This window comes from Pseudoalteromonas aliena SW19 (assembly GCF_014905615.1).
GTDB lineage: Bacteria > Pseudomonadota > Gammaproteobacteria > Enterobacterales > Alteromonadaceae > Pseudoalteromonas > Pseudoalteromonas aliena.
This window is the reverse complement of record NZ_AQGU01000018.1, coordinates 17,074-41,063: the sequence shown is the minus strand read 5'-3', so window position 1 is coordinate 41,063 and position 23,990 is coordinate 17,074. Positions and strand designations below refer to the sequence as shown.

Genomic DNA, 23,990 nt, shown 5'->3' with positions numbered 1-23,990 from the left:
AATTTAAATTACTTAGAGTTTGAAATCAAGCTTCTTTCGCTTTTCCGATAATAATATCTTTCGAAGGAACTATGGTAGTAAAGCCTTGTAGTTTAATGACCGTATTAGCACCTATACCTCGAAATAAAATAGTTACATTATCGTACAAACCTTCTCCACTATTTGTCTTGCTCAAATATTTCACCCCATTGGATGACAAAAAATTGGTATGCCGTTTAGTTAACTGTATTACATTCTGCTCTGATCTAACTCCAATCAATTGCATTGACTGATTTAAAAAGCTACCTCTAGCTTCAATCATAAGTAAGGGAACTAAATAAGCTAATAAAAATATGCCGACTTTTACTTTTTTAGCCCAACCTTCTTTATAAACCTTTAATCTTGGCTTTGTATGTAGCATGCCAAAAAACATCCCCATTCCTAAGCTAGAAAAAAACATAGTGAAAGCCTTGTACGGATCTTTAGCTATCATAGAGCTTATTAGAAGGAGGAAAATCACCCCAATTAAAGCAAAAATCGAGTAACTTCCACTTACTAAAGGAAAATCTATTTTTTTTATAATTACATTTCTCTTTTTAAGCTTAAAAACGATAGTTATCATCCATATAATTAACGGCTGAACCCACCTTAAGAATGGTGAAATAGTTATCCCCGTAGATAAAAGAACTAAAAATATCAATGTGTAAACAAACGCAAATGCTAGTGAAGCAACGATAAAAAAGAGAGTATCACCTAGAGTTAGACCTGTTGGATAATAATCAATGTAACCACAATAGAATATAGTAATTACTGCTCCAAAAAAGATACATAATTGAAAGCAAAATTTGATAACTTGGCTGATTGAATTAATCGTATTCTCATACTTCCCAGTAAACATATATCCCCTTATTTCGATCTAATTATTATCAATTAATACTGGTAAAATTAATCATAAAAAACTACGCAGCTTTTCAACTGCATAGCCTGTATTTTGTGTAAAAACCCACCTAACAATTGCACTTAACAAAGCAACTGTCAAAACTATTTGTAGAACTCACCACGACTATGAGTGTCTCGCGCTTCTTGCTCTGTGTAGCTATCACCGCAATGATCGACATTTCCAGTTCCATCATTGTATTCGTCAATGAACTTGTCTTGCTCAGACTTATCATCAACATCCAGCAAAATATCAACCGTCACGGCTCCTATAAACTTAACTGCTTTCCACAACATTTGCTTCACTCGCCTCTACCTAAGTATTCCTTAGTATCGTGAATACATTAAAGCTAAGAAACTCTTAGTTTTCAAGTTAAGAATTAAATATAATGAAAACGAATGATGGTTCACCGTTTCCAAAACGGCTAAAAGAGGCAAGACTAGCAAAAGGACTTTCGCAAAAAAAACTAGGAATACTGGCGGGAATGGATCAGTTTGCAGCTTCGCCTAGAATGAATCAGTACGAAAAAGGCGTTCACTCACCCGACTTTCAAACAGTGCGGGCACTAGCTAAAGTATTAGAAGTTCCAACAGCATTTTTTTACTGTGAAGAGAATGAGCTTGCAGGTCTTATATTAGCTTACGAGGAAAAGCCCTTGAAATAGGCAATTATTCGAAAGGAAAATATCTTCTTAAGTCAAATCAATGTCAACTTTTTGCAGTAATGACTTCTTTTGTACGCACGCATATCTCAAATTTGAAATTAGTATTTTTGATGCCCTCTTGTAGCTCACCATCAACGTCAGAGCAAAAAGTGAGAACAATGATAAATACAGCGATGTTTCAAAAAGGGTATTAAGAAAATTTTTATCTGGTTTCATATCAGATATGCTAATTAACCTAAATTGAAAGTTTATGAACAAAATATATCCAGCCCAAGCAGACCCAATTAGCCATTTGTAAAACTTTACTCTTTCATCTATTCGCTCTTCAATTTTATCAACGTTGTCCTCCAACAACTCTAAACTATCAACACTATTAATTTCATGTTCCGATAAGATAATAACCGTGTTTTTAACTGTGAGTTCTGTAACGCCATTAAAAGCATATGAACTAGGGGTAGAAAAGCTAATCAATAGTAAGAAAAACCAAACAAATATATTTAAGGTAGCAATGTAGCTATTAGAGTCGAGAATAGAGTTATTGACTAAAAAAGATAAAGCTAGAGCTATGGCAAAACTAAATAACGACCATATTTTTAGCGGACGAACAAAGTCTACGAATCCTACTTGCAAATATACTAGAGGATAAAGAAACAACCTTTTAAATAGTGATAAGTAGCTTTTTCTAGTAGAAAAACCTAATAAGCTAGATTCCGTACACTCTAATATTGACTTAGTTTTATTAAACACTAAACGCTCCGTAAATTATTAAACCAATAAAAAATTATTAAAGTATCGTTTATCTAACAGCTAAACAATTTTAAAACATTAATAACGAGAACCTAATTCAGGCATTGTAAAAGTAGCTATATGTAAATGATAACTTTAGCTTTATACCTACAATATAATGTAGAGCTTTAATAAAACCAATTTTAATAGAGGCATCATGAGCAATAGCCTCTCTTTAAACATTGGGGCTTCGCCCCTGTCCCCCGCTATGTCGAAGCCGAAAATCGGCTTACACATAGCGGGGGACAACACACTCGCACTCTTATACGCAGGTTTTATTTGCAGATTGAAAAATATTTCTAAAATGATAATCTTATTGCTACTGAAGCTCTAACGAGTCAGAAAAAAACAGGCGCTATTCTGCTGCCTTCAACACGTAGTAACGAGGTAAATACTATCTTTTCAAAGGTAGTAACCAACCAAAAACGGCGCACTCCAGCTGCTGACAACACGTAGAAATGAGGTTAATAATCAGGCGAGATCAGTCCGAGCCTTTCGCATGTGCGAAAAACAGGGGCGAATAGGCTTAAGTGCCGCTGAGCTTTATTGCCAGTCAATCTTACAACCTTAATACGACTGGAGTCATACCATGAAATTCGATGCACAAGCCGAAGTCCAAAAACTTAAATATGAAAGCAAGCTAATCGCTGGAAACCGTAAAAAAGCATCTAAGCTTGATAAACATAAATTTGAGCTAATAGAAATTTACAAGCAAGGGTCTAACATTGTCGAGCTTCAGCGCTGGCTAAAGCGTAAAGGTATCAATGCTCATTGGTCAACAATTCAAAGATGGGTTAAAAAACATGGCTAAATTTGCAAAACCAAAAACTCAAGCACACAATGTCATAAAAGGACTTACAAAAAGTAAGCTTATAAAGTCTCTTGGAACTGCCAGAAACTACGAGCAATCACTTAACACCGTTGCCTCTTGGGCTAAAGATATCGGCATAAACGGTATTCAGGCAATGACTATAGACCAAGCACTCAATTATTTAGATTATCGAAAAGAAATAGTGGGTCAAAAATCACTTGATATGGAGCGCCAAGCAATACAGGCAATGATGAGGCTTAACGGCAAACTTAAAGAGAAGCAAACACTCCCTGTTATTAAATCAATTAACCAGCAAATTCTTAAATCACGCGCCTACACCACAGAGCAAGCACAAATAATAAGTAAGCATCAAACATCTAAATATTCATTATCAACACAAATAGCACTCTCTGCGGGGCTTCGTGCACATGAATTATTGACCATAGCCAAAGTTGAAGAACGTAAAGCAGATAAACGACCAGCTTTTGATTCAAAATGGTCTGGTAGAAACGGTGTGCTATATACTGTGACAGGCAAAGGAGGCTTAACACGCGAAGTACTAATACCTCACGATTTATCAGCTAAATTAGAACTTCGTAAACTTAAACAACCTACCACTGTTGTTGATAGAAAAATAAACTACTTACAGCGCTACGATATTGGAGGTGGTAAAAGGTGGTCTGATTCATTTAATAAAGCATCAAACCGTACGCTTTCATTTTCAAATGGTGCACATGGACTCAGGCATAGTTACGCACAAGAAAGACTATTAGAGCTGATACTTAACCAATATCCATATCAAATAGCATTAGAGACCGTTTCACAAGAAATGGGACATTTTAGGCCTGAAATTACTGAGGTGTATCTAAGATAAAATGAAAGATTACTCAATAAAATTAAGTATACTCCTCTACAGGATGCTCTCTATTATGTATTTTTAAAGGAAGCACTGAATCTTGTGTTAGTTGCCTGAGTGTTTTAACAATGTCGACAGGGTTGTTTGTTACTTTAGTTTTCTTAACTATATAACCCTCAAGGTTTTTAAGACGAAACCTATTGCTAGTATTTCTCAAAGCTCCTAAAAAGGTTTTTGGATTCCCTTTTCTCATCATTACAGCATATCTAATATTTAAATTAAAAAAATCTTCACGGTTTATATCACTTAAATACTTTACGCATATAGTATATAAAGTAGCTATAGCTTCATGTATCTTTGATCTTATGTCTACAGGCTTAGCGTCACCTTCTTTAAATTCGATAAAGTACAAAGCATTATTAAATAGAAAAAGTGAATCAGGTGATTTATGTAATGCATCATCACAGCCCAAATGACAGTTCTTAACATCATCAAAATCAAAGGCTTTATATTGAGATTCAACAAAAAAATTATCATCTGTAGTATTTTTTGAAATTTCTGAAATTGCTTTTAAACTATTTGGGTACAGTTCTACAAGTTTATTATAAATTAGCTCTTCGTTAGAAATCATAATCCACTTCCCTATGTAAGTCTTCTAAAGGCCGTGAAAGCTTATCAATAACTTTAGATAACTCATCTGTAACATCATCAAACTCGACACCATTAGGTACTTTATTCGTTTGATAAAACGACGGAGATATTTCAAATTTTTCACTATATAAATGCAGTGCTTCAATTATGTAAGGGCTGTGAGTTGTAACTATAATATTTGCGCCAGTTTGTGCAAGTAATGCGATAGATTTTGCATATTTGACTTGCCAGTCAGGGTGAAGATTTACCTCAGGCTCATCTATTATAGTCAGAGTTTTATTATTGATATGCCCACCATGAACAAGCATATCAAAAACACCTAAGTTCTTTATTCCTGATGCAACATTACTTGACGCATATTTTAAACCATTGCGACTTAGCAAAAATTGTTTACTATCTCTGTCATAATAAAAATCGCCTCCATAAATACTATCTGAATCCGCGCCATTTATATTTTGCTCTTTCAAGTCAATTGTATACATAGACTCATTTAACTTCCTCGATAAGTCTTTGACGTGTAAAGGAACCATTAAACCATTATTTCTAGAGTGCCCTACATCAAAAAGTGTTTTTGCACCTTGGATAAAATGGTGGAATTGAAGAACAACTGAGCTATCAAAATAGGTTGAATCATCGTATGAAAAATCATCATTCACATCAAACTTTATTAACTCACTTTTGCTCCATTCCATGGAAAGTATAAGTGTAGCTCCATCATTTATTTCAATTTTTGCATTTTCATCAGTAAGTTTGTTTACTATATCTCCGCGAAACTCCGAATAAAAAGCTTTTCTTACAGCACCTATTTTGGCTTTTGCAGGATCATTACTTTCATTCAGATAACTTCTAATAATAGCCATTTGCTTAAGCGAGAAATTAAAGAGTGAATTTTCGATTCTTCCTTCGCTATACAGAATTTTTAGAAAAGATTGCCTATCATAGATAGCTTCTTCACCATGAATTAAGATGTGCTCAAAAAAAGTCGGCGGAAAGAAAGTTCTTTTTATATCTGACTCTGCTGAAAGTGGGATTGATTTTCTGATAGTAAAATATATTGTTTCAACAACATTCATTATTTTAGAATGTTTATCCTCTAAGAGATCATCCTCTATTTTATTGAAGGCTTTTACTAATGAGAATAGGATCTTTCCTATAGTACTCTTTCCCGTATCGTTTTCGCCTGCGATAACAGTTAGACCACCAATACAAACTTCAGCATTTTTTATTGTTCCGAAATTTTTAATATGTATTTTCATTTGAATCCAAAAAGTAGATAAGTATTGAAACCATAGATCACTATTTCTCTAAAGAGAGCCTTTATAGAAAACTATAGGCTCAGAGCTAAATTTTAACATAGATACTAATTTTTCATACTACAAAATTACTTAAAAAATTATGCATTTAGGGCGATACTATGGATAATTAAATATATCAAAGTAATTGCTGCACTTAAAAAGTAGGCTAAAATATGTAAATTCTGTTTTCCTCATTACACTTTAGCTATTTCGCACATGCACTTCTTCTTGAACAGATATGTATTTTTACTTTTGTAGCTTCTGAAAAAAGACATCATCATTAGTATCGATTGAATGCTCAAGAACCAACAATAAATTTTTAACAAACTTCTCATTTATTATTAAGCGGCCCGTTCGGGCTAATTCAACTTCAAAGTTATTAAGCTGTATAGATACTAAATCAACAATAGCGACTGTATCAGCATAGTTATTTAAAAAATAATCTCGAAGATCTTTGGTAGTAGTAATCTTAGTTTTTGCAACTGCTAATTCCCCACATTGAATATTAGATAGAGATATGCTTTTAATTATAATTTTATATTTATTAGAAAAATCATTTATTAATGCTTTCAGATCAAAAACAACAGGTGTTAACTCTAAGTTTTTATCAAACAGTGTTGAGATCATTTCAAAAGCATGTTTCATAGTCCTTGGTGGATTGATAACGTATAAAGACAACGCACTATTAAACCTAATTCCAAATTTTACTTTTAGGTAACTTACTGTTTCAACTTCTGTGGTTTCACCAGTGGTAAGTTCAAACTTTTCGAGTTTAACAAAGCGCTCAACATACTGTAATAAAAAGTTGTCTTTGGCATCATCAATTATCTCAAAACCAAAGCCTTTATCATCAGTATAGACCATTTGTTGAAGATTTTTATGAACCGCTTCCATGCTTATCACGCCTACAGTTTTATATAATTTGAATTTAAGCATTACTTACCCCCAAATTTACAACTGTTTCTTGTACAGGGCTTTTCTCAATTACATTTTCGAATGAACTAAATATTGAATTTTCTAAGCCATTAATTAATTTCTCAAAATCAGCGCCAGTAACTGGTTCTCTTGAGCTTTTTCCATTAAAAGTTTCTTTACCTAGGATACGAAACTTTAGATCTTTTCCTTGGTGTTTATCATCAAAAGTTAATTCAAATATTACAATCGGACTATCTTTTAAAAGTAATGCTTTTGATTTCCATTTTATACGACTTAAATAAAATCCATTTTTACAAAACTCTTTAACTTCAGATGAACTATGAAGATAATTACCATCGAATTGCGCATTTTCAATTCGTTGATCATTATCATCATTATTAGTTAATTCTGTGACAGCATCACTCTCTAATAATTCATTGTCCAAATCCTCACTAGAGTTAGTACTACCAATAGGGTTTGATAATATTGATTTGCATTTACTTACTCTAGCTTTTTCTATTTGGATGAATACAAACTGCCCGGGGATAGAATTATAAATCCCCTCAATAAATTCATTCCTCGACCCACTATCAACAGTAGTTGACAAATCAACATCTTTAAGTTCAAAATCATCACAAACAGTTGCTCTATAACACTTTAAAATGCTATCTAAAATATCTTTAATTCTCTTTGTGTATGTGTATTGGATTGAGACATAGTTATCTTTCATCATAAACTGAATATAACCACCATGCCTTTTTTTTTGCTGGTATTTACCACGCGTAAAATCAAATTCAGTATATTCTAAATCGACGTTATAAATACCTTCTAAAGTTTGAGAATGATTGATAACTTCAGAACCAACAAATCTAGGGCGGTTTTCTATCACACTATCAAGAACATCACTAAGTTTTGAGATATCAAACTTACCCAAAACTTGGCGTATTGAATATTGGTCACGATTAATTTTTGGCGTAAGTTTATTTTTAATCTCTTCCAATTGAGAATAAGTAAAAGGTAGGTCTGAAATGTGACTAATTAACTCATCTCTATCTAACGATGAGGGATATATTATTCCTCTTTTGAATGCAAGTTTTCTTAAAGATTGAGATGTTAGTTTTGCCTTATTAGATTGAAGTGCTATGAATAGATCGTTTTCATCCGAAAAAATAGTTGATTTGAATTTTAGCATTAGCTGTTTTCCTTAACTAGTTGACGCACGATACCTTTATTGGTCATTGGAAAAGGAAATAAAGAAACTCTAACATTCTCCATTGTAATCATTTCTATCTTAGCTAATTTATTTTTTTGTGTCTCAGTCATGGCAAATTGTCTATGATATAAATTTTTTGCTACAGAAAAAAAGTTTGCAGCGGTTCCAGAAAATGGAGTTATAACATACACTCTTTCAAAAACATTAAGCATCTGATAGTTAAAAATAAACTCGAAAAGATACACGAAATAGCTATCATTCTTTATCTCTTCATCCCAAAAGATATTTAATATTCTGTCAGTAGTTTTCGGATGAGGGTATTCAAATAAGATCATGCCTGAAGTTATCATTTCTAAAGATGCAGGATGCCTTAAATCATCTGAACTACACTTGTTATGCTTATCTGGATAATAAAAGCTACACTTAGATCTATCCGCTATTTTGGTCTCCACACTTTTAAAAGATTCATCGAGTTCAATATTTCTTCTTTCCTTGATATTTGAAACTACATTTAATAGAAAACTAATCAATTTGGGAGTAAAAATATTTAATTTTGAGTCTTTAGGTAATAAAAAATCGAATGTCGCTTTAGATTCAATGGTTTGAAGAAGATCCTTATCATAACGATCATCATTATTATAAATAAAAAGCATTCCGTGAATATTGTACTTCAACTCTTGTTTAGTGAAAAAACCTGCCCACTCCTTGCTTCTTTTCGCACAATAAACTTGCTTTGAGAGACTAACTAAAGCATTACCTATTTTAGAAGGGCTAATTGACTCTTTCTTGTAGGACTTTAAATCTGTTTGGATATATTGAGTAATCTCTGTGTATGGATCCATATAGTTAAAGACTAAATCAGTAGGATGAGTCTTTGTTTTATGTAACTCATCACAGCAAGACCAATTTATATCTTTATAATCATTATTAACCTCCCATTTCATCTCAGCAAAAATCTTATCTGAAATAATTTGAGCCATTTCATCTATATTTTTAGTCTCTCCCACTTGACATCCCTATATTTTCTTAATTTTTATTACTTCACAATAAGTAACTCAGGCCATTTAGTAAACCACTCTTCTTTAAAAAGTTATATTGTTTGCTAAAGTCTCGAGTGCCTTTCTTCTAGGTTCCATATATTCCTGCATATTATAAACGCCCTGCACACCTTGCAATTGATGATTTAGTATTTTTTCAATCACTATAGGGTCAGTCCCAATATCGGTGTCACCTAAACGAGTCGCGACTGTCCTCCGTAAGTCATGAGGCACAAACTTAGGGACTCCCAATTGTTCTAATTTACGGCTTATGGAGCGTGACAGTGAGTGCCTATCAATGGGTTGTTCACCTGGGCCTGATTTATTAGTTGTTGTACTCGGAAACACATATTTAGAATTAAGGTAGCCAAATGCTGCCCGTAATTCATCAAGCAAAATTACCATATTTTGAGTTATCGGTACTTTATGGATCCTCTCACCATCTTTGTTTTGCTTTACGCGCTCGGCTGGGATCGTCCATATCATTTTTTCAAAATCAAATTCTTGCCACTGTGCGCCTGTAACTTCTACTGGTCGACAACCTGTTAAAGTGATGCATTTCAATGCGTATATAACTTGCTGGCTTATACCTAGCTTTGGTAGGCGTTCAAAAACTTGAATCACTTCTTCAAACTCTAGCGCTCTGGTTCGCGACTTTTCAAGACCACCTACACTTTTCTTTTTAACTGTGCTTATCGGGTTACCTTGAATTAAATCTCGCTCAACACCAAAATTAAACATCTGCTTAAGGATGGATAGCGTTTTATTCGCCTGCGTTTTAGCGCCTCTATCTGTTATTGGATCAAGCACTTTTTTAAAAATTTCACGGCGGGTTATTTCTTTAAGTTTATAGTTGCCAATAAATGGCAAAATGTCTTTTTCAAACATTCTAATTACAGGCGCTACGTCTTTTCGGTTAACTTTAATATCCCTTTCAATAAACTCTTTAGCAAGCTCTTCAACGGTTGGGGATATATCTTCGATAAACTGCTGCTTTAGTGATAGCTGCTTTGTTTCGTATACGTCTTCACCTAAAGCAACTCGCCCTTTTAGGCTTTCAACTTCCTTGCGAACATCTTTTAAATCGCATTCACCAAAGTACCCTAAATGGTAATTACGCTGTTTACCTTTGATGCCACCAAAGCGATAATTTAAGTAAAGTGCAATTTTACGCTTTTTATCATTTTGTGTTTTACCTACACGTGCATGAAAACCACTTAACTTTGTGTCATTTATCCGTTTAATAGGTTCAGGAACTGAGCTTAATAACGAATCAGTCAATAACATTTTCACGACAGACATATGTAGCACCAAATATTAAACATAAAGTACATGCAGCATATATGTAGCACCAACCGTATTCAACTACTTAATTCTACTTAGAGCTAACCTATACTAATAAATTAAATTTAAACCATTTATAACAATCGGTTAAATTAAAAATAAGTTCTACTTGTAGCTACTTACTTCTACTTAAATCTAATCTTTATTTTTATGGGGTGGCAGGGGTCGAGAGTTCGAATCTCTCCATACCGACCAATTAATTTCCTTCAACATCAGTAATTATCTATAAATTCTTACAGCTTCGCTTGTTTATAAATCTTCTATAACTTCTTTCGTAATAGAGGCCACTCTGTTTTATTAATTTACACATAATTTTTGCCCTATAAATTTACGCTGCTCTGGTAATCCCCCAAAAAGATTAATAATACCAATTGCATTAAATAACACGGTGAAATTATGACATATAGCTGTTCTGTATGAATAATTTTTAACGCAGTTAGTGGATTATTTAATGCGATAAAATGATCTTGTTTTTGAATAAAATTGGTATAAGTATCTAACCTATATAAACAGCTCCCATATTTAAGCAAGCTATTATCATCGCGTAAATTTGAGACATGGTAAAATTTAAACAATCGATAGCTGTATGTATTGTGTGGGCATCGTTTTAGAAATACCTGACTAGGGCGTGTTGACCTTTTGTGATTGATTTTGCAGCAGACTGTTTGGTATTTGGCAAAGCAGCGTCTATGTAGTGTGGTTATTCCCCATAAATAGGCGATAACGCAGCATAAATGCCAAACATGCGCTGCCCTTTGAGTTCTTTCTAGGGACGATTAACTCTTTGTTACTCGGTTTTTACTTAGCCCAAGCCCACTAGGTTACAAACCTCGCGCCGCGATTAAATCGCCCCTAGATTGAACAAATTTCAATCCACAAAGGTCAACACGCCCTAACACTTTGAAAATAAAAAAGCTCTCGTAATTAACATTACGAGAGCTTTTATGTATGTCTATGTACTTATAATAATAAATTAGAAAGTAGCTAACACTCTTACGCTATCTGTAACGTCACCGCTTTCTAGGTAACCAATAGCTTTAGGGTTAGAACTAATCTCTTTTAAAACTTCGCTTGCATCTTTAGCTTGTAAAGGGGGACTTCTGCGTCCTGTAAAAATAAGCTTTGACCATACCGCATCTACTTGAGACGTGTTTCTTTGTAAAACAGTGTCGTCAAATGCTGTTCTAGCACCTTTACCTGCTTCAAACAACACAGGCACAGCTTCAGTCCCGTCAGTAAACTGTCCCAACTTGCCCATAAAAATATTTTTTACTTGTGCTTCAGAAAGCTCAGAGGTGTTATTTTTATTTACAACAACAGATAATGCCGCGCTGCTTGTAGTCGTCACAATCGACGATAAAACTGTTAAGAAGAAAATTGCTTTAAAGATTTTCATGGATTCTTCCTTTAGAAAATAATATCTAACGATACAGTTGATACGATAATATTTTGGCCTGTAGCTGAAAGCGTTTCGTTAGTAAGGTTTCTGAAACCTGACCCGCCAGTCGCTAAACCGTCATTATTTAGAGGGCGGAATCTATCAACTTGCACCTTTAATGCCATTTTCTTGTAAAAATCCCAACGAAGACCCGTTGTAATTGTATTTGAACGTGAATTTGAGTTTCTTACAACATATTGATCAAGCGGCTCACTACCTAGACCAACAACCTGAGAGTCAAGACTCGCTTTTACATCCGCATCAACATCTAGCGCAAAGTTTTCAGTTAAAGATTTAGCATATGAGTAACCAACATAAGGAGTAAATGAACCTAATCTATATCCAACCATGCCATAAGCAGCTATACCGTTAGATAAAGCAGATCTTGCTTCTCTGTGAGCCCACTCAAATTGACCAAAGTAGCTGCCGTTGTCATAAACTACAGCAAGGCTTGTAAGGTTGAATGGTCTACGTTTGCGTTGAATGATACTAAATACATCACCTGCATTTGGCACAACTTCTGAACAAGCACCAACTGCACAGTTATCATTTTGAGGGTCTATATTTAGCCCTAATTGGTAATCTGTACTTACCAGCATTCTCATATTACCTGGTACGTAATCGCCTTCGGCGCTAAGAGTTGAATGCTGAGCATTCATGTATCCCGCTCTGAAAGTCCAAGAGTCATACTGTACTGTTCCAACTAAACCAGCCATGTGGTGAAACTTAATGTAACTTTTACCTGGGAAGTATAATTTATCAAACTTACCTGCATAAGCTTGTATTTGGTACGAGATATCGCCATCACCAATAAAGTTACTGTATATAGCATCTACACCATCGATATTATTAATCGTAGCTTGGCTATATAAATCAATAACAGGTCTAACCCAAACGTTAGAGTAGTTAACGTTACGTGTATCTGAACCCAAAAATACAGGTGATACGAAGCGTCCAGCTCTTAAACGAAGGTTTGAATTATATTTATAACTGATGTAAGCCCAATCTAATGATGGCTGATAGTTATTTTTGTAGTTACGACGTGAAAGCAATTGCACTACGCCTGATAACTTATCTGATATCTTATATTGACCTTGTACACCTATCACTGTGTCATTATCAAATCTCCAATGATCATCAGCACCAGTTGGTAGTGTATTATTTTGAATAAACTGAACATCTTCTTTATTCGTTTTTACAGCACTTAACGTTGCAAAACCAGAGATTTTAAAATCGTCTGATGCTTGAGCAACACTAGGTAATAATATTAAAGCTAAACAGATATAAATATATTTCATATTGACCCTTGGTTTAATCGAGCTATATTTGAGCAAGTACTGCAGCACAAACCAACCCTTTTGTTTGATTGTTCAACTAAATTATAATCCATTTCTATTTTATTTGTAATAAAAATTGAACTTATTTTAGCTTTATTTGGTCTTATTTAAGTTTTTATAAGATTTATTCATATAAAGTACATAATCCATCAAATAACGGTAAAGTTATCTGAGCTACTGCCGATACCTAGTGTTTTTTACAGTTAAATACCTTAAAGTTAACAGTATTTAGAAAAAGATTAGCTGAGAAAGTTTATAAATCAAGTTCCAAACTTGAGAAGTTGCTAATGAGAAACCGCACCTGTAATAGGAAAAGGCACACTTGATTAGCTTTACACTATTTTTAAATATTGTCGCTCAATCAACATTAGTTGATCCTTATGTACACGTTTTAGTTCTGGTATTAAAAAGCACTTAAAGATACTTTAAGTAATCAACTAATTTTTACACTTAATTAACTTAGAAGCATTTCAATGGGGAAGGTTAATGTAGGGGGAATTTTGAACGTTCTCTTAACTTCTATTTTATAGGAAGCACCATTGGCGCTTCTTATAAAGTTTAACTCTTATAAGTGTTTACGTGTCACACCATTTCTTACCAAGTCATGTCCCATTTGAAATACATCTTCTGTAATGGTGCGTGCCAAAAGTAGCTTTTGCTGGTCATCGAATACCGCAACAAAGCGGCTACCATCATTGTTGTTCGTAGCCATACCGACACCCGCAACGCCTTTTAAACCTAAACTACCACTTTCAACTTTTAATAAAAAGCTTTCAAGATCACTAAGGTTATCAATTATATTTTTTTCATTATTCATTTTAATACTCTTTAATCACGCTTCGTTTTTGACGAAGCTCCTAGGAGCTGTTGATCTTTGCTGTATATAAATTGTTCACGCATGCATTGGCAGCCACATCATCAAAAAACTAAGCGTAACCATACTTGAATAATTACGCGATAACTTATCGTATCTTGTTGCTATCGCTCGATAATTTTTAATTCTACCAAATGCATTTTCAACCAAATGCCTGTATCTATATAAGCACCAATCAACATCCTCATTCCCTTTCTTCTGGTGTTTTCTTCTTGGAATTGTTGAATCTGCTCCCATTTTTTCTACTTCCTCACGAAAAGTGTCGCTATCGTAACCCTTATCTGCGACAACATGTTCAGCTTTCGGCGAGTTTTCTACCAAACTTTTTGCATGAACTATATCGTTTACTTGTCCTTGTGAAAGCTCAAAGTAAACAGGTAAGCCGCCGCTATCTACCGCTAAGTGGATCTTAGTTGAGTTGCCTCCTCGGCTTTTCCCTATATCTTCGGTCGCTGAAGAAGCAGCCCCCGTTCCATGTTGGTGAGCACTGATAATACTCCCATCTATAAAGAGCCATTCGACATCTTCAGAATCCACTAATACATTGAAAGCATGAGATAAAACCCCTTTGCTTGACCATAGGTTAAATCGTCGAAAGACCTTGCTCCAGCACCCAAATTCTTTTGGTAAATCACGCCATGGCAAACCTGTTCGCATCCGATAGAGTATTCCTTCCATCGTTATTCGATGTGCAGGCTTATCATAAATTCTCCCTGAACTTAACATTGCTTTGTACAGGATTTCCCAACGTTCATCTGTTAACATTAGCCTTGGCATAGTGAGTCGCTATTTTTTGTTTTTGGCGAAGTAAATTATACCTGCTCACTATGCTGTTTAAAAAGTATACTTGAAAGATCAACAGCCCCTAGGGCCTGTTTATCTTTCGAGGTTAAATTTGCAGCAGTCTGCTTGGTATTTAGGCAAGGCAGAGCCTATGTAGTGTGGTTATTCCCCATAAATAGTTGATAACACTGCATAAATGCCAAACATGCGCTGCCCGAAGGGTTCTACCTAGGGGCAATTAACTCTTTGTTGCTCGGTTTTTACTTAGCCCACTAGGTTACAAACCTCGCGCCGCGATTAAATCGCCCCTAGATTGAACAAATTTTAATCCTGAAAGGTCAACAGGCCCTAATAAGCTGTGTACTATTTTATAGAGTACCGCTGAAAACTTAAACCCTAAAAAGTACTTACAGCTAAATCTAAATTGATCACCGCGCAACCAAGCTCCTTTGTACTAATACGATGATAGCTAGTACTTCTAGTCGCCGTAAGACTAATTATAAACTCGTCTTGTTGCGCTACCGCACTTTGCTCTTGGCTTAAGCACATAGCTTGAGTAAGTGAACGCAGCTTTGAATTTGTTAAAATTGCGCCAAAGCGCTGTACTGGCAGTGATGGGATTTTTATAGCAGGTAATGCTTGGCTTATAGTGCGTTCGCTTAGAGTAAAGGCATTGTTGGTAATATCAATCACGCTGCCTGTAGGCCAGTACGAGTAGCTATAATGTTTGCCTTTTGGTTGATTGTTAATTTGATTCGCCAAGTGCACTACACCGCTTTTTCCTATTACTGTCATTAGATTACCCTCTGGCGATTTAATAACAACCAAAGCGGTGTTTTCATCAATACCAAAACCGTGTTGCACTTCTGCTTTAATATTTTTAGCTTGGCTTTTATCAATAGCCATCGCAAGTCTAAATGTACGGTTTTGTTCACTAAATTGAGTATCGAGTACACCAAAATTAAAACTACCTAATCCACCAGCATGGCTGTTATTTGTGCTCTCACGAAGTGCAGAAAGGCTTGTTGTAGTATATTCACTTACTATTTTATTTTGAACCACAGTACCCGCTCCGACCCCCACAATTACAGGGCGTGATTGCAATGCTTCAGTCCATGGGTATGGTCTATCGTTTTGCTCAAATAAAACTCGGTTTGCTAACGCTGCATCACCATCATTAAACATTACACCAGTACTGTGTTTAATCAGTGAAACGAGAGCATCAATACCTTTTTCACATAAACTAAGCTCTGCTTGAATACGGTCTGGATATATTGCCTCACGATTATATATTTTCATTTGCGTATTTCTGAGGATAGCTAATTTATCGCATGAGTTGTTTGTTATTGCGTGTACAAGCGCGGGAGTAAGCGCTAACCAATGCGTATTTATATGCGATTGAAAGAGAGCTTGTGCGAGATCAGCGGCTTCATATGGGTCTCGACTAGATGCTGTAACAACAAGCATTGTAGGCTCTGCGTTATTAACTTTTAAGCTACCCGATACAAATTGCAATATATTATTCGTCGCGCTTTGGTTATTCAGATCAGTATTTACTTGCTCTTTTAGGCGCTCAGCGCTATTTAATTGCGATATGTTTGGCTGGAATATTTCTAACATATCAAATACAAAGTTATATTCACCAACGGATAAGCTACTCAGTGATGTATTATTTATATCCCGCCATAACCAAAGTAAACTTTTTTTTGTCATCGGCACTGTTTTTTGTATTTTTATTGTATTAAGCGCATTTATTGTCGCTAATTTTTTATCATTATTACCACTGGGCCAATACTGAGCTATTTTACTAATTTTAGCATCCGTAACTTTAAAAAGATTGTGGGCTTTTCCTTTAATTTGCGCGCTGTTTTGGCAATTTTTAGGTGTAGAGCTTGAACAGGTTGAGAGCGCTCCTCCTGCTAAAACTAATGTTTGGTTTTGTGCTTGCACGTTAAAGGCTAATGAGCAAGCAATGCCTAATAGTACAACCGTACAACGAGATAATTGTGATTTTATATCAAGCAAAAGCAGATTTTTCATAATAAGACTCTAATGGCTATATAAGGAGTGATTTAGCTGATAACAAACCATGCTAAGTTTTATAATTTTATCAGTAATGCCACCGCGACTAAACTTTTTTAAGCCTAAACATACTAACCTTATAAGCACTTGTACATTCTATGGAACACTATTTCCCAGTAATAACAACTACCCAACACGCAATTTTTCGTTGCGAGTAACATTGTGCTTCGGTTGCAGTTTATTAAATAACCTGAACTCTGGATAATAAATCTCTTAACCAGAGCTCAGGTTAAATAATGTTGAGGCAACTTCAATAGGGTAATCATCATTTACTAATTCTTTTATAAATACTGAGCACGCATGGGGATCAGCAATTAAATAGGTTTTATGCTTAGCCCGCGTAATACCCACATACAATAAACGCCTTTCCTCTGAGTGGGTAAAGCTGTCTTGCACTGGTAATAACGACTCTAACAACACGTTATTTTGGTTATTGCTAGGAAAACCTAATTTACCTTGCTCAAAACCAATAATAATACCGTAATCAGCTTCAAGCCCTTTGGCACCGTGCAAGGTCCAAAAGTGCAACGTATTAGTTTGTTTTTTATTTTTTAAATGCTCCTCTACCCTATTAAGCATAAAGCGGTATCGGCTAAGCACCGCAATACTGGCTGTGGCGTCGTTTTTTTGAATCGTACGAATAATTTGCTGAACTTTTACTTCAAGTGACTTAGCGCCTTTGTATTGGTCGTCTAATAAAATAACTTGCGGTGTACTAACTTGCACATGCGTTGTAATGTACTTTTTGTACTGCTCTGGGTTTTGCATTACAAAACGCCCCGCTACATCGCTTATACTATTGTTATATCTAAATGTTTTTTGTAACACCGTTAATGAGTGACTCCCCACAAGCTCTTCAAATCGGGTCGTCAGTGCAAGGTTACCACCCGAAAAGCGATAAATAGCCTGCCAATCATCGCCTACAGCTGTAAAGCGGATACCCGTGCCTTTGTTAATAAGCGTATTTAAAAAAGCCATACGTGCACCCGATATATCTTGAAATTCATCAACTAAAATATGGCTCCAAGGGACACTAAATTCACCTTTTTTCACAACTTGTGTGGCGTGAATTATCATATCATCAAAATCGATGGCGTTTTGTCTGCTTAACTCGTTAGTGTAAGCATCATGAATAGTGATAAGCATGGCTGCATAGCGCTGATGGTTTTTAAATCCACTTTGCTTTATACGCTGTTTTATTTGGGTATTGGTTAACTGCTCAACCCTTATGGCTTGTAAGCACTTTAGGTATTTCTCGGCTTCTTGCTGTAACTGCCCTGAGTTAGTTAAAAGAGCAAATGTTTTGTCATCACCTAAGGGCGTTAGCGCAACATTATGCTGCTTTAAAAATTTACCTAAGCGCTGCTCTAGTTTCCCATCAAGCCAATTGAAATGAAAGGTTTCGAGAAAAATAGTGTTATCTTTTTTATACAGTTCGCGCTTGAGCGCTATGTGTTCGTTATAGTGCTCTTTGTTTATGCCTGAGGGAGTATTACTTTGCCTATCAATATCATAATGATCTAAGTAAATATTGTATTTTGGTAAGTAGAAGCTGGAGTATTGCTTGTTTAGCCTTTTATCGCCCGTTCCCACGCGTTGCTTTATTTTATAAGCTGGTTTGTATTCGTGCTCAACCGAATTCAAGTGCAACCAATTAGAAATAAGTAGCTCTTGATAGCTTTTAACTTTGTAACCAGCAAAGCTTTTATATTCATTAATCCGCACGTAATGTTCATCTTCAGCACTATTTTTAAAACTAAAAATATCAACGGGCTCATACAGTAAATCAACAAAGCTTTTTAAAAAAGCAGAGTTAGCCTGCATTTGCTCACTTAGCCACGCCGTAAACCAACTTTTTAACTGTAATGCATCACTAGCCAATACAGAAAGCTCAGTCGACTTTTTAGCATTTCGCAATAGTGTTAGGCCTAATGCATGAAACGTTAAAATAACAGGCGGTGTCATGCTTAAATTTGCCTGTCCTGCGCGTTTAATAAATCGCTCTTTTAGCTCTTCTGCGGCTGCTTTATTATAAGCGAGTACTAATATCTGATCTGGCGTTGCTATGTCCCGATCAATTAAATCAAGCGACTTGGCAACCATAACTGATGTTTTACCCGTACCCGCTGCTGCTAATACTAGGTTTTTATCGTTATCGCGAATAACCGCTAAACGCTGCTCTATTGTCAGTGGATTAGACTCCACATTGTTATAAAAATTATCTCTTAGAGTAAGCTGTTTTTGTTCATACTTATGGCGTAACTGCGCTACAGCGTCGGTTACTTTAGGTGTGCGACTTAAAATACTTAAAAACTTTATGCTAACCGGCGATAAATGCTGTTGCCATAAAATTTGATTATGCGCGTAATTTTTACTTAAAGAAAAAACGGTTTTATTCAATATTTCAATTGAGCTGTCTCGTAAAAACTCATCTAAAGCATATTGCTTTAACTGCGTTTTAGCCTTGTTTATTTTTTGCTCCAAGCTGTTTGCAAAGTAGTGATTTAATGTTTTGCTAAGCACGTCTGCTTGGCCTTTATTTAAAAAGCTAATGCATGTGTTATTACGATCACTTAAATTAATTTCAGCACTAAACAGACGGTTTCTTAGCACAGAAAAATTACTAAATTCGCTTAACCTAAATTGCAGCTTAGTGTTATCCCTAAAGTCGATAACAAGCATGCTCTGCTCAATACTTACTCGCTTAATACGGGTAAAAAAACGACCTAACCAACTTGGTGTGGCAATATACTGCGCCATAATACTCAATACAAAAACAGACTATAAGCTGATTTTAACATACTCTTTTATAATAAATTGATGCATAACAGCAACTACCGCCCCCTTAGTTATATCAATGAAAAAGTACACAACAAAAGTACGACTTAACGTTTTAATTTGCACGCTGTTTTACTGAACGTTAAGCTATATCCTTATTACATAATTTTAGCAATTGCATTTAATACCTTCACTTTTATAAAGACAAAATTCAATTGATATAAAGGCTTATTATGACTAACAGTACATACCCTATAGGCACACCTGGGACGAAATGGAATAACAGCGATAAAGCTCAGTGGTTAGCACGTCAAAACATAAAACGCAGTTACCAAGATGAAGTGGTAACGCTAGTTGACGACCTAAAAAGCATATTAAATGTAGAGCAATACGGTGAGCTTAATTACGCCGCAGGTGTTTATCCACTGTATGTGTTAAAAACACCTCACTTTAATGCTGACAAACCAACAGTTTTAATCACCGGTGGTGTACATGGCTACGAAACCAGTGGCGTACATGGCGCACTTAGATTTGCCAAAACATCGGCAATACAACACTCAGAGCAGTTTAATATTATTGTTGCGCCCTGCATTAGCCCTTGGGGGTATGAAACAATAAATCGTTGGAACCCAGACGCGATTGATCCTAACCGCTCTTTTTACGAAAATAGTCCTGCTCATGAATCGGCTGCAATTATGGCGTTTGTGAAATCACTCGATATAGATTTAATGGCTCATATCGATTTACACGAAACAACTGACAGCGATAACAGTGAATTTAGACCCGCACTTGCTGCCCGTGAAGGCACTACAAACACTAATTGGAACATACCTGATGGGTTTTATTTAGTGGCCGATACCAATAAGCCGGAGCCTGAATTTCAAAAAGTAATTATCGAAGATGTGGCAAAGGTCACGCACATTGCACCGAGCGATGAAAACAACCAGTTAATAGGCGTAGCTCAAGAGCAATTTGGTGTAATTAACTATGCTGCTCGCGATCTAGGTTTGTGTATGGGCTTTACTGATGCACCCTATGTAACCACAACAGAGGTATACCCTGATAGTCCAACAGCCACAGATGAAGAATGTATTTTGGCTCAAGTAGCTGTAATTGATAGTGCACTTAAATTTATCATTAACAAGCAATCAAAATAAAAACAATGCCCAAGTAGATATACTGCTTGGGCATTGTGGCTGGTTTGGTTGAGCCTGTGTAAATAATTAATCTTTTCAGTTTTTATAAAACTGACTATCTTTAGTTATAGTAATACTGGCGTCTTCTTGCGCCGTTACAATAAATTGTAACTTGCTGACTTTACGCTCAATATCGTAACCATCGGCTGTTACTGTAACAGGGACTCTTTTCATCACACCTGGCTGTATAAGTGTAGAACTTGGACTTGACAGCGTTGCTCCTGGTAAACCCTCTATGGCAATAGTGTAATGCAGTGCTTGCTGCGTTTTATTAATAATAGTGAGCGTGTAAGGGTTTTCTACTAGGCCCTCGTAGTTCACTCTATAAAGCGCATTTCTGTCGCGTAATACTGAGGCTTCTATTGGTGTACGTTGCAACATCCATGCAAACATAGAAATTATTAACAAAGCCGTTAATGCGCCGTATCCTACTAGTTTTAATCTAAATGGATTGGTTTTGCCCCCTTCCATTTGTTTTTCACTGGCGTATTTAATTAAGCCTTTTTCGTAACCAAACTTATTCATGGTGTCGTCGCAAGCATCAATACATAAGCCACAGTTTATACATTCATATTGCAAGCCATTTCGAATGTCTATTCCTGCAGGGCATACCTCTACACATAAGTTACAGTCTACACAGTCACCTAAGTTAAGCTCTTTTGGATCGGCTTTACGTTTACGCGGTCCTCGGTTTTCACCTCGTTCGCTATCATAGGTAACAAGCAACGTATCTTTATCAAACATAACAGCCTGAAAACGAGAATACGGGCAAGCAATTGTGCACATTTTTTCACGTAGAAACCCGGCATTACCATAAGTACAAAAAGCGAATAAAAACACCCAAAATCCTGTAATACCTGACCATTCAAACGTAAGCATTTCCATATACAAACTTTTTGCCGGAATAAAATACGCCATAAACGAGGTGGCGGTTAAAATCGAAATAACAATCCACGCACTGTGCTTAGTTATTTTTTTGCGCCAAGTACTTAACGTCCACTGTGATTTATCTAATTTAATACGCTGATTTCGCGTGCCTTCTATGCGTTGCTCTACCCACGAAAACATGAGCATCCATATTGTTTGCGGGCAGGTGTAACCACACCAGACTCGACCAAGCCAATTAGTTACAAAAAATAACGCAAAAGCGCCCACCATAAACAGTAAGGCTAAAATCATAAAATCTTGAGGAAGGAGTGTTAAACCAAAAATAGTAAAGGTTTGCGTTGCCACATCAAGCAGCACAGCTTGTTGTCCGTTATATTGGATCCACGGTATTGCAATAAAAGTCAGCATTAACAGCCAACCTAAATTACGGCGTATACGCTGAAAAAACCCTTTTTGCTCGCGGATATAAATTGGCCCTTCGGTGTTATAGGGCTTAATGATCATGTCTTCTTCTTTAATATCAAACTTCATAGTACTTGCTTCATAATGACGGGTATTAAGCAAGTATTTGCAACTTTCAGACCAAGCTGAAACTTTAATTAATACATTGATATTAAAGAAGTTACTCCAGTATAGAAAAAATTAATTCGCGATATAAAACGAATAACGCGATATATCACGAATATTTAGTAATCCCTAACTTTCGCATTTTTGAACGTAGTGTACTCTCCGGTAAGCCCAGTTTAACAGACGCCCCTTTATCACCCGATATTTGCCAGTGCGAGAGCGCTAGTACAGTTGTTATATGTTGCTTTTGGGCTTCATCTAACGTAAGTAATGGATTAATAACTACTTCACCACCCGCTTGCAAAGGCTGGCTTAGCTGCAGTACAGCCTGATTAGATAAAATAGCTTCGCGCTCAAGTACATTTTGCAGCTCTCTAATATTTCCTGGCCAATCGTAGGCTTGCAGCTGCATAATTGCTTTTTTACTTAGCCCCTTTAAATGTTTCCCGAGCCGTTTATTTAACTGCGCAATTAAATTAGCGCACAAATAAGGAATGTCTTCTTTTCGATCTTTAAGGGACGGGACTTTAATAGGAAATACATTAAGCCGATAATACAAATCAATTCTAAACGTGCCTTTTTGTACCATTTCCCACAGGTTGCGGTTAGTCGCTGCAATTACTCTAATACTTACTTTTAGCGTATTGCTGCCACCCACACGTTCAAACTCTTGTTCTTGCAGGACTCTCAGTAATTTACTTTGCGCCTCAAGCGGAAGCTCTGCTATTTCATCTAAAAACAAGGTGCCTTTATCAGCAAGTTCAAAACGCCCTTTACGACGCTCATTGGCACCTGTAAACGCGCCCTTTTCATGACCAAACAGTTCCGACTCTAGTAAGCTCGGTGTAAATGCAGCGCAATTTACTTTTATAAAGGCTTGATTACTGCGTTTACTAAGCCGATACAAATTACGGGCTACTAACTCTTTACCCGTGCCATTTTCGCCAAGTATAAGCACTGTGCTGTCGGTTTCACTTACCAGTTTTATTTGATCTAACATGGTTTGAAATATATGGCTTTGTCCAACTAACCCTGAGTCTTGCCAATCTTCGTTAAGTTCTGCAATTAAGTAGTTGTTTTCATCTTTTAGCTGCTCGCTTAAGTGCTTTACTTTTTCAAGTGCCTCTTGCAATGCATTTTGTGTGCGTTGTTGCTGTGATATATCGCGAAATACCGCTACAGCACCAATCAATTGGTTATTTTGATACACGGGTGTTGAGGTGTATTCAACTGCAAATGAGCTACCGTCTTTGCGCCAAAAAACTTCATTTTTTACTTCACGGCGTTTGCCATCAAACATGGTGCAATATATTTGGCATTCGTCAGCGGGATAAGGCGTCCCATCAGCATGAGTATGATGATGATATTGATGTATTTTTTTACCTAAAAGTTCATCAGCACACCAACCCGTCATACGTTCAGCTGCAGGATTTACAAATACCGCATTACCCGATAGGTCAAAACCGTATATGCCCTCACCTACTGCGTTTAGCAATAACTTAGGATCGTTTAAAAATTGTTTTATCATAAATACACCTCGCGAAATATCACGAGCATTA

The 23,990-nt window shown here is 36.0% G+C and carries 21 protein-coding genes; 4 read left to right on the top strand and 17 right to left on the bottom strand.

The window, feature by feature from the left end; genetic code table 11:
- Positions 1-25: 25 nt before the first annotated feature.
- Both PALI_RS01035 and PALI_RS01030 read right to left on the bottom strand, forming a co-directional pair.
- A complete protein-coding gene (locus PALI_RS01035; RefSeq protein ID WP_193154516.1) occupies positions 26-877 on the bottom strand; it encodes a hypothetical protein in 852 nt (283 codons plus the stop codon).
- Positions 878-1,020: 143 nt separating this feature from the next.
- Positions 1,021-1,212 carry a hypothetical protein gene (locus PALI_RS01030; protein WP_193154514.1) on the bottom strand — a complete coding sequence of 64 codons (192 nt, stop codon included), beginning with the start codon at positions 1,210-1,212 and terminating at the stop codon, positions 1,021-1,023.
- Between the two features lie 92 nt (positions 1,213-1,304).
- Here PALI_RS01030 and PALI_RS01025 point away from each other — a divergent pair, with 92 nt between their 5' ends.
- Positions 1,305-1,580, top strand: coding sequence for a helix-turn-helix domain-containing protein (locus tag PALI_RS01025; protein ID WP_193154512.1), 276 nt, complete (start codon positions 1,305-1,307; stop codon positions 1,578-1,580).
- Between the two features lie 27 nt (positions 1,581-1,607).
- On the opposite strand, the gene PALI_RS01020 is transcribed toward PALI_RS01025, so the two are convergent.
- Positions 1,608-2,327 carry a hypothetical protein gene (locus tag PALI_RS01020; protein WP_193154511.1) on the bottom strand — a complete coding sequence of 240 codons (720 nt, stop codon included), beginning with the start codon at positions 2,325-2,327 and terminating at the stop codon, positions 1,608-1,610.
- A 628-nt stretch (positions 2,328-2,955) separates the two neighbouring features.
- Between PALI_RS01020 and PALI_RS01015 the strand changes: the two genes are divergently transcribed.
- Both PALI_RS01015 and PALI_RS01010 read left to right on the top strand, forming a co-directional pair.
- Positions 2,956-3,177 carry a hypothetical protein gene (locus PALI_RS01015; protein WP_193154510.1) on the top strand — a complete coding sequence of 74 codons (222 nt, stop codon included), beginning with the start codon at positions 2,956-2,958 and terminating at the stop codon, positions 3,175-3,177.
- The gene (locus PALI_RS01010) at positions 3,170-4,051 is read left to right on the top strand and encodes a site-specific integrase (RefSeq protein WP_193154509.1); all 882 of its coding nucleotides are present in this window, start codon (positions 3,170-3,172) and stop codon (positions 4,049-4,051) included. Before PALI_RS01015 ends, PALI_RS01010 begins: the two co-directional genes overlap by 8 nt.
- A gap of 22 nt (positions 4,052-4,073) precedes the next feature.
- On the opposite strand, the gene PALI_RS01005 is transcribed toward PALI_RS01010, so the two are convergent.
- The 12 genes from PALI_RS01005 to PALI_RS00950 form a co-directional block, all read right to left on the bottom strand.
- Entirely contained in the window at positions 4,074-4,664 is a 591-nt protein-coding gene (locus PALI_RS01005; protein ID WP_193154508.1) for a hypothetical protein, read from the bottom strand.
- Positions 4,654-5,940: an AAA family ATPase gene (locus PALI_RS01000; protein ID WP_193154507.1), complete on the bottom strand. Its 1,287-nt coding sequence runs from the start codon at positions 5,938-5,940 to the stop codon at positions 4,654-4,656. Before PALI_RS01000 ends, PALI_RS01005 begins: the two co-directional genes overlap by 11 nt.
- Positions 5,941-6,225: 285 nt before the next feature.
- Positions 6,226-6,873 carry a hypothetical protein gene (locus PALI_RS00995; RefSeq protein ID WP_193154505.1) on the bottom strand — a complete coding sequence of 216 codons (648 nt, stop codon included), beginning with the start codon at positions 6,871-6,873 and terminating at the stop codon, positions 6,226-6,228.
- A 34-nt stretch (positions 6,874-6,907) separates the two neighbouring features.
- Positions 6,908-8,086 (bottom strand): hypothetical protein, encoded by a 1,179-nt coding sequence (locus PALI_RS00990; RefSeq protein ID WP_193154503.1) that lies wholly within the window; start codon positions 8,084-8,086, stop codon positions 6,908-6,910.
- Positions 8,086-9,114, bottom strand: coding sequence for a hypothetical protein (locus PALI_RS00985; protein WP_193154502.1), 1,029 nt, complete (start codon positions 9,112-9,114; stop codon positions 8,086-8,088). Before PALI_RS00985 ends, PALI_RS00990 begins: the two co-directional genes overlap by 1 nt.
- Before the next feature lie 75 nt (positions 9,115-9,189).
- On the bottom strand, positions 9,190-10,446 hold the full coding sequence (locus tag PALI_RS00980) for a tyrosine-type recombinase/integrase (RefSeq protein WP_193154501.1): 1,257 nt from the start codon (positions 10,444-10,446) through the stop codon (positions 9,190-9,192).
- A 1,015-nt stretch (positions 10,447-11,461) separates the two neighbouring features.
- Positions 11,462-11,884 (bottom strand): type 2 periplasmic-binding domain-containing protein, encoded by a 423-nt coding sequence (locus PALI_RS00975; RefSeq protein WP_077537586.1) that lies wholly within the window; start codon positions 11,882-11,884, stop codon positions 11,462-11,464.
- Between the two features lie 11 nt (positions 11,885-11,895).
- Positions 11,896-13,224 carry a hypothetical protein gene (locus tag PALI_RS00970; protein ID WP_193154500.1) on the bottom strand — a complete coding sequence of 443 codons (1,329 nt, stop codon included), beginning with the start codon at positions 13,222-13,224 and terminating at the stop codon, positions 11,896-11,898.
- A gap of 604 nt (positions 13,225-13,828) precedes the next feature.
- Positions 13,829-14,080, bottom strand: coding sequence for a hypothetical protein (locus PALI_RS00965; protein ID WP_193154499.1), 252 nt, complete (start codon positions 14,078-14,080; stop codon positions 13,829-13,831).
- A gap of 75 nt (positions 14,081-14,155) precedes the next feature.
- Positions 14,156-14,914: an IS5 family transposase gene (locus PALI_RS00960; protein ID WP_193154498.1), complete on the bottom strand. Its 759-nt coding sequence runs from the start codon at positions 14,912-14,914 to the stop codon at positions 14,156-14,158.
- Positions 14,915-15,316: 402 nt separating this feature from the next.
- Positions 15,317-16,960 (bottom strand): cyanophycinase, encoded by a 1,644-nt coding sequence (locus PALI_RS00955; protein ID WP_193154497.1) that lies wholly within the window; start codon positions 16,958-16,960, stop codon positions 15,317-15,319.
- 255 nt (positions 16,961-17,215) lie between these two features.
- Positions 17,216-19,762 (bottom strand): UvrD-helicase domain-containing protein, encoded by a 2,547-nt coding sequence (locus PALI_RS00950; protein WP_193154496.1) that lies wholly within the window; start codon positions 19,760-19,762, stop codon positions 17,216-17,218.
- Between the two features lie 251 nt (positions 19,763-20,013).
- On the opposite strand from PALI_RS00950, the gene PALI_RS00945 reads away from it, so the two are divergent.
- On the top strand, positions 20,014-20,937 hold the full coding sequence (locus tag PALI_RS00945; protein WP_138583869.1) for a M14 family metallopeptidase: 924 nt from the start codon (positions 20,014-20,016) through the stop codon (positions 20,935-20,937).
- A gap of 75 nt (positions 20,938-21,012) precedes the next feature.
- On the opposite strand, the gene ccoG is transcribed toward PALI_RS00945, so the two are convergent.
- Both ccoG and PALI_RS00935 read right to left on the bottom strand, forming a co-directional pair.
- On the bottom strand, positions 21,013-22,395 hold the full coding sequence (gene ccoG, locus PALI_RS00940; RefSeq protein WP_193154494.1) for a cytochrome c oxidase accessory protein CcoG: 1,383 nt from the start codon (positions 22,393-22,395) through the stop codon (positions 21,013-21,015).
- A gap of 145 nt (positions 22,396-22,540) precedes the next feature.
- Positions 22,541-23,959 carry a sigma-54 interaction domain-containing protein gene (locus PALI_RS00935; protein ID WP_193154492.1) on the bottom strand — a complete coding sequence of 473 codons (1,419 nt, stop codon included), beginning with the start codon at positions 23,957-23,959 and terminating at the stop codon, positions 22,541-22,543.
- Positions 23,960-23,990: the final 31 nt, after the last annotated feature.

Coding starts and splice junctions, on each gene's coding strand:
- PALI_RS00975 (WP_077537586.1), bottom strand. CDS start 11,884: ATGAAAATCTTTAAAGCAATTTTCTTCTTAACAGTTTTATCGTCGATT.
- PALI_RS01015 (WP_193154510.1), top strand. CDS start 2,956: ATGAAATTCGATGCACAAGCCGAAGTCCAAAAACTTAAATATGAAAGC.
- PALI_RS00965 (WP_193154499.1), bottom strand. CDS start 14,080: ATGAATAATGAAAAAAATATAATTGATAACCTTAGTGATCTTGAAAGC.
- PALI_RS00970 (WP_193154500.1), bottom strand. CDS start 13,224: ATGAAATATATTTATATCTGTTTAGCTTTAATATTATTACCTAGTGTT.
- PALI_RS01030 (WP_193154514.1), bottom strand. CDS start 1,212: ATGTTGTGGAAAGCAGTTAAGTTTATAGGAGCCGTGACGGTTGATATT.
- PALI_RS00980 (WP_193154501.1), bottom strand. CDS start 10,446: ATGTCTGTCGTGAAAATGTTATTGACTGATTCGTTATTAAGCTCAGTT.
- ccoG (WP_193154494.1), bottom strand. CDS start 22,395: ATGAAGTTTGATATTAAAGAAGAAGACATGATCATTAAGCCCTATAAC.
- PALI_RS00960 (WP_193154498.1), bottom strand. CDS start 14,914: ATGCCAAGGCTAATGTTAACAGATGAACGTTGGGAAATCCTGTACAAA.
- PALI_RS01005 (WP_193154508.1), bottom strand. CDS start 4,664: ATGATTTCTAACGAAGAGCTAATTTATAATAAACTTGTAGAACTGTAC.
- PALI_RS01035 (WP_193154516.1), bottom strand. CDS start 877: ATGTTTACTGGGAAGTATGAGAATACGATTAATTCAATCAGCCAAGTT.
- PALI_RS00945 (WP_138583869.1), top strand. CDS start 20,014: ATGACTAACAGTACATACCCTATAGGCACACCTGGGACGAAATGGAAT.
- PALI_RS00955 (WP_193154497.1), bottom strand. CDS start 16,960: ATGAAAAATCTGCTTTTGCTTGATATAAAATCACAATTATCTCGTTGT.
- PALI_RS00990 (WP_193154503.1), bottom strand. CDS start 8,086: ATGCTAAAATTCAAATCAACTATTTTTTCGGATGAAAACGATCTATTC.
- PALI_RS00950 (WP_193154496.1), bottom strand. CDS start 19,762: ATGGCGCAGTATATTGCCACACCAAGTTGGTTAGGTCGTTTTTTTACC.
- PALI_RS01025 (WP_193154512.1), top strand. CDS start 1,305: ATGAAAACGAATGATGGTTCACCGTTTCCAAAACGGCTAAAAGAGGCA.
- PALI_RS00995 (WP_193154505.1), bottom strand. CDS start 6,873: ATGGAAGCGGTTCATAAAAATCTTCAACAAATGGTCTATACTGATGAT.
- PALI_RS01010 (WP_193154509.1), top strand. CDS start 3,170: ATGGCTAAATTTGCAAAACCAAAAACTCAAGCACACAATGTCATAAAA.
- PALI_RS00935 (WP_193154492.1), bottom strand. CDS start 23,959: ATGATAAAACAATTTTTAAACGATCCTAAGTTATTGCTAAACGCAGTA.
- PALI_RS01000 (WP_193154507.1), bottom strand. CDS start 5,940: ATGAAAATACATATTAAAAATTTCGGAACAATAAAAAATGCTGAAGTT.